At 45.7% G+C, this 11,604-nt stretch carries 10 protein-coding genes; 2 read left to right on the top strand and 8 right to left on the bottom strand.

All coding sequences use genetic code 11. From position 1 onward, the window contains the following. Positions 1-17: 17 nt before the first annotated feature. Together Selli1_RS01040 and Selli1_RS01045 are read right to left on the bottom strand one after the other, a co-directional pair. Positions 18-1,421: a YfcC family protein gene (locus tag Selli1_RS01040; protein WP_087168576.1), complete on the bottom strand. Its 1,404-nt coding sequence runs from the start codon at positions 1,419-1,421 to the stop codon at positions 18-20. 3 nt (positions 1,422-1,424) lie between these two features. Beyond that, positions 1,425-2,654, bottom strand: a complete 1,230-nt coding sequence (locus Selli1_RS01045; RefSeq protein WP_281872081.1) for a M20 metallopeptidase family protein — start codon at positions 2,652-2,654, stop codon at positions 1,425-1,427. A gap of 184 nt (positions 2,655-2,838) precedes the next feature. Between Selli1_RS01045 and Selli1_RS01050 the strand changes: the two genes are divergently transcribed. Then, entirely contained in the window at positions 2,839-3,111 is a 273-nt protein-coding gene (locus tag Selli1_RS01050) for a hypothetical protein (RefSeq protein WP_087168578.1), read from the top strand. A 63-nt stretch (positions 3,112-3,174) separates the two neighbouring features. Here the strand turns inward: Selli1_RS01050 and Selli1_RS01055 are convergent, their stop codons facing one another. Further along, a complete protein-coding gene (locus Selli1_RS01055; RefSeq protein ID WP_204863609.1) occupies positions 3,175-3,879 on the bottom strand; it encodes a YoaK family protein in 705 nt (234 codons plus the stop codon). A 154-nt stretch (positions 3,880-4,033) separates the two neighbouring features. Continuing rightward, on the bottom strand, positions 4,034-5,365 hold the full coding sequence (locus Selli1_RS01060) for a DegV family protein (RefSeq protein ID WP_281845211.1): 1,332 nt from the start codon (positions 5,363-5,365) through the stop codon (positions 4,034-4,036). 143 nt (positions 5,366-5,508) lie between these two features. Between Selli1_RS01060 and Selli1_RS01065 the strand changes: the two genes are divergently transcribed. Next, positions 5,509-6,111 carry a TetR/AcrR family transcriptional regulator gene (locus Selli1_RS01065; RefSeq protein ID WP_087168581.1) on the top strand — a complete coding sequence of 201 codons (603 nt, stop codon included), beginning with the start codon at positions 5,509-5,511 and terminating at the stop codon, positions 6,109-6,111. Here the strand turns inward: Selli1_RS01065 and Selli1_RS01070 are convergent. From Selli1_RS01070 to Selli1_RS01085, 4 genes are all read right to left on the bottom strand, one after another. Then, positions 6,068-7,210 carry a YncE family protein gene (locus Selli1_RS01070; protein ID WP_281845212.1) on the bottom strand — a complete coding sequence of 381 codons (1,143 nt, stop codon included), beginning with the start codon at positions 7,208-7,210 and terminating at the stop codon, positions 6,068-6,070. The two genes, Selli1_RS01065 and Selli1_RS01070, sit on opposite strands and share 44 nt — an antisense overlap. Before the next feature lie 13 nt (positions 7,211-7,223). Further along, positions 7,224-8,015, bottom strand: coding sequence for an alpha/beta hydrolase (locus tag Selli1_RS01075; protein WP_087168583.1), 792 nt, complete (start codon positions 8,013-8,015; stop codon positions 7,224-7,226). A 106-nt stretch (positions 8,016-8,121) separates the two neighbouring features. Beyond that, the gene (locus tag Selli1_RS01080) at positions 8,122-10,704 is read right to left on the bottom strand and encodes an FAD-dependent oxidoreductase (RefSeq protein WP_281845213.1); all 2,583 of its coding nucleotides are present in this window, start codon (positions 10,702-10,704) and stop codon (positions 8,122-8,124) included. Positions 10,705-10,833: 129 nt separating this feature from the next. After that, positions 10,834-11,592 (bottom strand): ABC transporter permease, encoded by a 759-nt coding sequence (locus tag Selli1_RS01085; protein WP_281845214.1) that lies wholly within the window; start codon positions 11,590-11,592, stop codon positions 10,834-10,836. Positions 11,593-11,604: the final 12 nt, after the last annotated feature.

Here is an 11,604-nt window from a genome sequence, read left to right on the forward strand (position 1 = left end):
CACACCATTTCATTCCACTAAAAAGGTCCGTACCCGATCTGATTGGCAATCACTACCAGAAGAAACGCTGCTGCCATCATAGACACGTAAATTTTCCAACAGAACTTCATCCAGGCGCCATATCCTACTTTACAAAGTGAAAGCTGCACAAGACTTCCTCCCGGCCAGAAGCTGTTGGTAATCCCGTCACCGTACTGGTAGGTCAATACAAGCACCTGTTGATTAATATGAAGAATCTTTCCAAGCGGCTGAAGAATCGGCATAACCATAACTGCTTTACCGCTTCCGGATACCACAAAAAAATTAAATAGCGTAACAAATACAAAGATGGTAAGCAGTGCAAAAAACGGGCCTTTGTTTTCCAGAAAAACAGACATCCCATGGACAATCGTATCCATAATGCATGCCTGATTCATCAGTACCATAACTGCCTGTGCAAGTCCTACCGCAAATGCAGCGCCAAACACACGGACAGCCCCCTGACAGAACAGGTCACATGCCTTACTTGGATTCATTCGGAAGATAATCACGAGCGCAACACCAAGTATAAGATAAACTGCCGCGACCTGAGGGAATGACCACCCAAACCGGGTACATCCGATCCCCTGAACAACAATGACAATTCCAAACGCAAGAAGTCCAAGAACTCTCGGAACAGTCATTTTCTCTTTGATTTCCTCTCTGTCTTTTCCGGACCGGCTAAGGTATTCTTCTTTTAAAATACTGGTGTTCGGATTCTTCTTGATCTTTCTGCAGTACCGGTAAAGACCGGTCAGACCGATCAGATAAAACACAAGAAGTCCCGCACACCGGTAGGCCATTCCGGAAAAAATCGGCAGCCCTACGATTTGCTGTGCGACTCCGGTCGTAAACATATTCATCAGACCGGCCGTAAATCCTACTGTACTTCCGACAATCGCAAGACCGGCTCCTACCATCCGGTCATATCCCAGAGCAAATCCGATTGTGATGGCAAGCGGATAAAACGGATATGCCGCCTCTCCATAACCCAGAACCCCGAAGATTACAAAAATTGTATAAAAAATGAAAACGACAGAAAACTCTTTTCCTTTAGTCTTTTGCAGAATCTTTTCGATGCCGGCCGCAAATGCGCCGCTCACTTCAAGAAAGTAAATCACCCCGGAACAGATAAAAAGTGTTCCCATAATCGACGCACCGTTTACAAATCCATTATAGACAGCCTCGAAATAGTTCATAAACGTAATCGGATTCTCATTTTCCACATATCGGAAAGTATCCGGATCAATGATGTTCATGCCGGAGAGTGTATCCTCAACTCTCTCGTAGCTTCCGCTTGGTATCATATAAGAAAGCGCTGTAATCATCAGCATAATAAAAAGTAAAATAATAAAGACATGAGGCATATGAAAGCCTCTTGATCCTTTTCTGGTCTGATTCATGTTTTACTCCTCGTTCCTTTTTTTCTTCAGCCATGACACGGCCGCATCCGCGTAGATGGCTGCCCCGATCGGTAAAACCTCCTCGTCAAGTACCATGTGTGCATTGTGAAGCGGGGCATTCCCCTCTTTTCCCGCCCCGATAAACACAAACATTCCCGGTACTTCTCTTGTGACATATCCAAAATCTTCTGTCCCGCTCATCGGCGGAATTTCCTCTACATTTTCTCTGCCTGCGGTCTCTTCTAGAAAAGGCAGCATTTCTTTTACAAATTTTCTGTCGCTGTATGTACACGGCGTCTGAAATACTGTCATTTCATAATCCCCGTTCCAGGCCCGTACATAATGGTCAATGACCTCCGGAATCCGTCTGCGTAGATGCTCCGATGCTCCTAAATCCAGAGTACGGACTCCAATATGGAGTTCTGCTGTATCAGGAATGATATTGACAGCTGTTCCTCCCTTTACGACTCCGCAGGTCAGAGTTGCCATGGCAGCCGGATCCACCTCTCTTGTCACAAGCAGGTTGACCGCCTGATATACCTGATTCAAAATCATCAACGGGTCCACGCAGATCTGAGGCTGGGAACTGTGTCCGCCTTTTCCTTTGATTTTTAGAATAAAGGTATCAAGCGATGCAGAATTTACCCCTCTGCAGTAACCGACCCGCCCTGTTTCCTGAAGCGGCTGCACATGCAGTCCGAAAGCCGCATCAACATCCGGATTTCTCAAGGCGCCTCCCGCGACCATCATCTTTGCCCCCGCGCCTGTATCTTCTCCCGGCTGAAATAAAAGCTTGACGGATCCGCAAAGTTCACTCTCCATTTCTTTCAAAATTCCTGCGGCCCCAAGAAGCATGGCCGCATGACTGTCATGTCCGCACATGTGTCCGTATCCATTCGCAGAACAATATGGAAGGCCCGTCTCCTCACGGATCGGGAGTGCGTCCATATCCGCCCTTAAAAGAATACACGGACTTCCCTGTCCGATCACTGCCGTAATTCCTACTGCTTTTTTCATCTCCGGAAATCCTGCTTCCATATAATCTGCAGTCATTTTTTCCGAAAGTTCTCCTCCACAGAAGTTCCATTTAATTCCCATCTCTGAGAGACGTTCACCGATATAGGAAACCGTCCCGGGAAGATCCATTCCGATTTCCGGATTCTGATGCAGGTATCTTCTGTCCCTGCAGATCTCTTCCCTCTTCTCTTGCGCACGCTTTCTAATCTGATTCATTCTTTCACTACTCCTTTTTTCTGGCGTTTCCCATCTCTCCCATACATCCATCTTTTATTCTACACGATCCGGGCAAAATGTAAAATGTTTTTTTCTTCCGAAGACCATACTCAGAACAGAAGATCTCATATTGTACTTTTCTTTGGTCCATGTTATAGTAAAACAAAAAAGGAGCATATACGGTATGAAAGTCATTATTTATGGTTCTGATATTTGCGGAGACTGCCTTGATACAAAAGCATACTTAAAAGAGCATGCAGATGACAGTATCCAGTACAATTATTTTGATATTACAAAGTCAACAGCAAATCTGAAACGGTTTCTGAAGCTTCGCGACACAATGGATCTTTTTGAAGAAGTCCGGAACGGACATACGATCGGGATTCCTCTCTTTCAGTTCGAAGATGGAACCTACACATTGGATCCTGAAGAGGCTTATAAGAAAATGGAGATCTGATTTTCTTTCGCTGCGATTGTAAAGACAAACAAAACAGACTGCCCCGCAGTCTGTTTTTTATCGTTACGAACAGGAAACGGAATCCTGCTCCCGTGTATATGCTTTTGCCCTCACATCCTGAATCACAAGGAGCACTGCCCCTGCCAGAAGAGGAATGCTCCCGAACCAGACACTGTGAATTCCATACTGCAGCCATATCAGATAACAAAACCCGACACCAATATGAAAACTGAGAAGCGTACCTCCAAAAACAAGAGCCTTTTCCGCTTTCTCTTTACGGACTTTCTCTTCTTTTCTGTATAGGAAATATTCTGTTATGGCAAAGACGGTCTGTTTTAGATTATTTGTAGAAAAAATCGTGGAGCTTGTATATCCTTTTGCTCCCTGAAACACACACCACTGAAAAGCCGTGACAAAAAAAACCGGATAAAGCGCCATCACCGGATCCATATTCTCCGGAAAATATCCAACTGCCAGAATTGCAGAAGCGTCCAGAAAAATTGCCAGATACTTCAGATTCCATTGTACTTTTTTTGCGAGAACAGCCGCAACGACCATTGCGCTCATGTATACCAACAGTGCCGCCACCCTGGTCAGCACCTCCTCCGGATTCCTTCCCAGAACACTGCACACCAGCTCAATCAAGTTTGCTGTCTGCGCAGATCCGAACACCTCCATCCTTGCAAGTATGGCATATGCACCTACAAATCCTCCGAATACCGCCATGATAAAATGTACCGGCAGCTCAAACTCATTTGCTCTTTCCATAAAACCGCCCCCTGACTTCCACCTATTATAATCATCTTTTTTCTATTTGTAAAGCGTCCACCCTCCATTTAGAATAATTTTGGGGACGTGTACCGTTACACCGGAACACGTCCCCAAAAATGATGTATGCGATTCTTTTAGTCCTTATCCCTCATCAGCTATGAGTTTTGATGTAGAAGGCGAACATGTCTATAAACTCTGCATTTGTTGGAATTCTTGTTATTTTACAGCCCGCAATTTTGCTGAAGCCTTCCGGCCCGCTCTGCCTCCAGCATACTTCTATCGCTGTCCGGATATTCCGCTCTACACTCTGCGAAGTCACCTTCAGCCTGAATGCCACCTCCGGATAAATATTCTTCGTTACATTCAGCATGAAGTTGTCGTTTTCCAGTACGATCTTTGTTGCCTCGGCCAGCTGCTGATATCCCTGATATTTTGAAGTCAAACCCAAACTTCTCAATGTTTCGTAAATCAGCTGCATGTTTTCCTCCTTCCAACCTCCGCTACTATCATAACGACTTTCTTTGAAAATAACAGGAAAAACTACACTTATCGACAAAATGCTGCTGAAAAACGACAAAAAGCTACATTCCTTTTTCCATCGCTTCAATAGTCCGGTACCAAGAGGATATGGTCCGGTATGTACACCAATGGTGGCACCGATCTGAATATCTTCCCACTGTGCCACATGAAAACCGGCTTCTTCCAGTCTTTCCGCCAGCTGGTTTTTAAACTGCTCATACTCTTCCACCCACAGCCCGACTCCGGTCACAATATAATAATCCTCCGGATGAATGTCATGCTCTTCCATATATGTCTCCATTTTTTCGATGAGCTTTAAAATTGACTTCTTCCTCCCCCGGCAAAGCTCTGCCGGTCCGAGCTCTCCGTCATAAAACTGCAGAAGAGGCTTGATCTTCAGCACGCTTCCTGCGACAGAAGCAGCTTTTCCGATTCTTCCACCATGTTCCAGATATTTTAAATCATCTGTTGTAAAGAAAATATGACCGCTTTTACGAATTTCCCCCAGACATCTGACTGCCTCATCGAGGGATTCTCCCACATTACGGATTTCCACAGCTGCTTTTACAAGCATTCCCTGTAATGCAGTTGCAAGGGCCGAATCCAGAATCTCAATTCTTGCCCCCTCATACTGCTCTTCCACTACCTGTTTCGCATTGATGGCGGCCTGCATGGAGCCGCTCAGCTTCTTGGAAAGGCAGATACATAGTACCGGCATTCCGTCTTTGACAAATGGGACAAATGCATCCACATAGTCCTGAACAGATGGCATGGATGTCTTTGGAAAGCAGTCCGGATTGTCTGCCATCTTCTGATAAAAATCCGGAATAGAGATCTGCTTTCCCTCCTGATAATAATTTTCTCCGTCAAAAGAAATATAAAATGATACTATCTGTACCTGTTCCGCCTGCAAATATGCCTCAGGCAGATCACAGGAACTGTCACTTACAATACCAAACTGCATGATCCATCCTCCCGTATCTCTTGCTTTTCCCCAGTTTTTCTGCTAAACTACTGGCATATTACTAAATGTTACAATTGTAACATTTGCTTTTAGGGAAAGCAAGATACTTTTACATTTTTGTTACAAATCAGGAGGTTTTGTTCATGAATTCATCCAGCCGGGTACGCAAAGGCCCTTCTTTTACAAAACGCTGCATCATGGATGCGCTTTTGCAGCTGATGCACACAAAGGATTATGACGACATCACCATTACCGATATTACTGAAAGAGCCGGTGTATCCCGGATGTCCTATTACCGCAATTATCATTCCAAAGATGAGATTCTGATGGACTATATGTTTCGCATCATTAAAGAATATGCTTTGTCGCTTGCCAATGATTTTCCAGAACTTCAGAACGGCTTTCAGACTTATGATCACATTCTCCACGGTCTGCGCTATCTTCAGAAATATGCAGACTATGCGCTTTGCCTGAAAAAATCAAACCGCTCCGAAATCATCCTGCACGGTCTGGACTTTTATATGCTGACCATTGCGGGTATGGCAGATTCGGATTCCCCGAGGAAATACGAGCTCTACTACTATTCCGGAGCGCTTTATAATATTTTTCTGCACTGGATTGAGGATGGTATGAAGGAGGATATCGAAGTTATTGCTTCACTGATTTACCGTCATATTCAGAAAAACCCGTTTCTCTCCTCAGCTAATCAAGATTCTTCAGGACATCCTTCAGATCAACCGAAATAATCCGGTCGACACAGTTGACCGGGATGCCGCGGTAAACATAAGCACCGGATTCAAACAGCATATAGAGCCGTCCATCCTGAATACAGATCTGTTCCATACGGTTGGGAAGCGAAAAGCTTTTAATCTCTTCTTTCTTCTTCAGACTGTATTTCTCTGATTCAATGACAGATCTTTCATAAATACGGAGTTTGGAATCTGAAAATCCGTAGGACTGGGAAAGGAACAGATAGTTTCCGAACACCTCCAGTCCCTGAACCTGAGAAAGAATATCCGCCCATTCCTGGTCAATTGCAACATTGCTGAACAGTTCCCTCTCCCTGTTCAGCTCCTCATATTCCTCCTTATTCTGTTCATTGATTTCAAAATCCACCGAATACCGATTGATGATGCTGTCCCCGGAAAGAGAAAAATATCCAGCATAAAGGCTCCCTCCCCGAAATGCCATGAAAGAATTTCTTGCAAGCCCCTCCAACGCATGGGTTTCCAAAAATGGAAGGGGCTTTTTTGTCTTGTCATACTGATAGTTTTCCAGAGCTTCCATTGTATACAAGCTTACCGCTGCCTCCCCGTTTAGCATATCTGAAACCCACAGCACCTGATTCAGGTTGTCATACGCAATGCCGCCGGCATGAGTCCTGTTTGGCATAATAATTTCTTTTACAAACCGCCCGGATTTTTTGTCAATCTGATACAGTACGGAATTGTGTTTTTTAGTATGGCAGTACGCGCTTACAAAAATAGAGTCTTCCGTCACATCCATTCCCTGCGGCGTCATGGAAGTGCAGATGTCTGACTGACCTGTTTTACTGTTTACCGTTCTGGTGGATTTCAGGCCAGGAATAATATAAGTACCAAAATTCTGTTCGAGAGAGAGGTGTTCCACCATCTCTTCTGTAAAGAAATCATCATATTGCATAAGAATTTCGGTCACTTCTGATAATGTATGAACGGCGGGAGCCGCATTGGTCCGATCCAGTACGGCAACCGGTTCATTCGCCTTGCGGTAAACACCAAAATAAAACACGACACAGCCAATCAGAAGAACAGCCGCTATCAGCAGGTTTTTCCAGGTGACTCCTTTCGCTTCTTGTGTTTTCATTCTTTTCACTTCTTTATTTTATCCACCATTCCAGAATCGTCTGAATCTGCTCATCCCAGTATTTCCACTGGTGGTCTCCGCTGGAACTTGTGGTTGTAACTTCATATCCGAGCCGCTTCATTTCTTCCCACATATCCAGGTTGTTCTGATACAGGAAATCCTCCGTCCCGCACCAGGCAAACAGCCTTGGCTCCGGTTTCTGTTCTTCTTTCAGTTTCTTTGCCAGATATTTCAGATCATTTGACGATCCGGCAATCCTGTCCGGATTTCCAAAGATTCCTTCCCAGAAACCGGACGGTTTTCTCGCAATGTCCGCAGCCTCTTCTTTTACCCTTCTTGCTACATCCAGTACTCCGGACATAGATGCCGCTGCACCGAATGTCTCCGGTGCTCCAAGGCCAAGTTTCCACGCTCCGTATCCTCCCATGGAAAGTCCGGCTGCCAGCGTATCCTCCCTCTTTTCCGACAACTGTGGAAAAAATTCACGGCAGATTTTTGGAAGCTCCTGTGAAAAAAAAGTCCAGTAAGGAAGTCCGTATTTCGTATCTGTATAAAATCCAAGCCCTGCATCCGGCATAACTACCGCAATCCCGTATTCACTGACATATCGTTCAATGGACGTCCTCCGCTGCCAGGTTGTATGATCATCACTCATTCCATGGAGCAGATAGACTGTTTTGTATTTTCCAGCCTTTGCATTTCCTTTCATTCCAATCTGACTGGTCGTATTCTGCGGAAGGATCACATCCATATTCATACACTTTTCCAGAACTTCCGAGAAAAAATCCACATGTAATAATGCCATTTCCTTCTTCCTCCTTTTCCTCGCTTTTCTTACTTTTAATTATAGCTTAAAAACAAGAGCAGGGACACAGTAAAATACTGCATCCCTGAACTCTTCTCCTTCATCCTTAACAGGTTGCTCCGCCTTTCAAATGTTTCTGTGCAGCCAGATTTTCCTGCTTTCTTTCAAGAAGTTCATCAGAAAGAAGCTGACTCTGTACGTTTTCAAATCCGAGACGTTCAATCGTATCGGCAAAACGCTCTCCGGTAATTCCCTGTTCACGGAAGAGAAGAATTGCCTTTTCTACAACATCCAGTACTTCTTCTTCACTTGTAAATACCCTTTCCAGAGCACGTCCGTGAGCCACTTTCTTGCCCCATCTTCCTCCGATGTAAACTCTGTATCCTTCCGTCTCCGTATTCACTGCGCCAAATGGGCATTTCCCCACACAACGTCCGCAGTGATTACACTGACTTCCATCGATCCGGATCTTTCCGTCTTCCATCCTTGCCACATGGATCGGGCAGTTGTTTTCCACCTGGCAGACTTTACAGCCGCGGCACCTGGAGAGATCCACAGCCGGAACTCTCTGCCCGATAATTCCAAGATCATTAAGATCCGGTTTCACACAGTTATTCGGACATCCGCCTACCGCAATCTTGAACTTGTGCGGAAGCTTCACCTGATTGTAGCCGTGATAAAACCGCTCATGGATCACTTCCGACAGATGGAAGGTATCAATCAGTCCATACTGGCAGGTCGTTCCTTTACAGGATACCACCGGACGTACCTTCGATCCGGTACCGCCCGTTTCCAGTCCTGCATCCGCCAGGAATTCCCGCAGCGGTTCGATATTCGCATATGGTACTTTCTGAATCTCAATGGTAAGCCGAGAGGTCATGGTGATTTCCCCGCTTCCGAACTTCTCTGCCGCCTCGGCAATTACACGGCTTTCCTCCGCGGTAATCTTTCCGTTTCGTGTGATGACGCGGGCGTTAAAGCAGTCCTCGGTCCGCTTATCCTGAAGAAATCCCAGAGCCTTTACTCTCGTAATATCTTCCGGGGAAACCTTGAATTTTCCCCCTTCTACTTTGACATCATTAAAGTACTGGGCACCTTCAAGCACGACTGTGTTTGTATATCCATATGCCTTTAACCGGTTCTGAAGGAAATAGCTTCTTTTGCCTTTCAGGCAGACAAGCAACAGCTTTTCGTCTTTGTCAAGCCCGTCAATCGGTCCGTTGACTGAGGAAAGATTCACATAAAATGCTCCTGCAATCTGCGGATTCGGGCAGACATCTACCACCTTATAGCCTTTTGCTTTTCCTTCGGCATACTCCGCCGGAGTCATGCTGACCATTTCTCCGCTGATTTTGTTTTCCAGAATATACGCTGCCTGTACAAGCGGATGGATCGCCGTGGAAAACGGCGGCGCATAGGCCAGATCCAGATTTTCCAGATCTTCCAGCCGGGCATCCATCGCAATTGCCGTTGCAGCAATATCTGTCATCTTATCTGCTGCTCCGGCCCCAAGCACCTGGATTCCAAGAAGTTTGTGGGTTGTACGGTCTGCAATCATCTTTGTCGCAAAGGAATCTGCATCCGGATAATAATGGGCTTTATCATCTGTCACGGCAAGAACCGTTTCTACATCATACCCTGCTTCCTTTGCCTGCACCTCGGTAAGGCCGGTTCTTCCTACATTCATTCCCGGGAGCTTTACGACGCCTGTCCCAAGTACGCCCGGATAGTTCTTTTCTTTTCCGGCAAGAATCTGTGCCAGTGTTCTTCCTTCATAGTTTGCGGAAGATCCCATGGCTGACCACTGCGGTTTCCCGGTAATCCGGTTCTTTACGACAACGCAGTCTCCTGCCGCGTACACGTCCGGAAGGTTCGTCCTCATCTGTCCGTCCACTACAATGGTTCCTCTGTCCATCTTAATTCCGCTGTCCTTCAAAAATGCAGTATTCGGACGGATTCCGATTGAAACAACGACCATATCTGACTGAATCGTTCCCTGATCCGTCTGAATACCGGACGCCTTTTCTCCGCCAAGTACTGCTTTCAACGCAGTGCCTGTCTGAATCCGGATTCCCTTCTTCTGAAGATGGCGCTTCGCATAGGCCGCCATTTCCGGGTCCAGAACATTTGGCATGATCTGAGGCGCCATATCAATGACCGTCACTGCAATTCCTTTGGCATGCAGGTTTTCCGCAATTTCCAGTCCGATGAAACCGCCTCCTGCCACCACCGCACGTCTGACCTCATGCTCCTCCATATAGGACCGCATATTTTGGGCATCCTCCGGTGTCCGCATCTGAAATACCCCCGGAAGGCGGATTCCCGGCACATCCGGGACAATGGCAGACGCTCCGACAGCAAGAATCAGGTTGTCGTAGGTATACTCCTCTTCCGTGCCGTCATCCAGATTTTTTACATGTACGGATTTCCGTTCCGGATCAAGACCAACCGCCTCTCTCCCGGTCAGCACCTGCACACCTGTCAGACCTGCAAATTTTTCCGGTGTATTAACAATCAGCTCCTCTTCTGTTTCAATCAGTCCTCCTACATAATATGGAAGACCACAGCCTGCATAGGAGATCTCTCTGCTTTTTGTAAGCAGGGTCACCTCTGCGCTGCGGTCTTCTCTTTTCAGTTTTGCAGCAGCCTTAGTTCCGGCCGCGACACCTCCGATCACGAGTGTTTTCATTTCTTCTTTTCCTCCTGTGGATGAATCTCTTTCTTTTCCAGTGTTACATCCATTATATACCCGAATCACACTCGTGACATATTATGATTTTTAATTATATTATAAGTATTTTTTATGATCTTTCTTCTATCAGACACTCAGCTTCTCATCTGCAATCCATCCGGTCAGGAAAAATGCCAGGACTGTCATTACAATATAGAAAATGTAGTCAAAGAGGCTGACTCCGCCCATCCCGCCAAGCGGTGCCATATCAATGAGGGAATCGAAAAGTACATAGATCCTCTCAATCCCGATGTTGATCAGGAAGAATACGATCACTGCAATCACTCCTCCAAATCTTGCATTCAGCAGCACCGTTCTTGTCAGAATGATTGCGAGAAAACCTACCATCATTACATTAATCCAGGAGATCAGAAGAAGCAGGCAGACTCCGAAAAAAGCCCCCCAGTCAACATTACTGTTTGTGACTTCCTTAAAGAGCCGTCCCAAAGATCTCAAAAGATCTCCCAGAGATCCTTCACTTGCCGCTGTCACAGTGACGGTTACCACTCCTGCAGCAAAAAATGCAAGAAAGACAAATACCATCTGAAGAATTCCTGCAATCAGTTTTGCTCCAAGAATCTCGTATGTGGAATGCGGTACCATCCAGAGCATATAACTCTGCTTTGTCTTCAGGTCCCTGTTTAAAATCACCAGATTTTCAATTCCTACGTAAAAGATGCCAAACATCCCTGCGAATGTGATAATTAAAATACTGACCGCAACTATGGTTTCATTTTTGACCAAACCGCCGATTAAAAAAAGTACAATAAAAGCCAGAAGGCAGGCCAAGATCAAAATTCTAGTCAGTCTTTGCTTTCTCCATTCATACTTAATCAGATTTCCCATTTTCCTTCCCCC

Source organism: Sellimonas catena (genome assembly GCF_027924685.1).
GTDB classification, from domain to species: Bacteria; Bacillota; Clostridia; order Lachnospirales; family Lachnospiraceae; genus Sellimonas; species Sellimonas catena.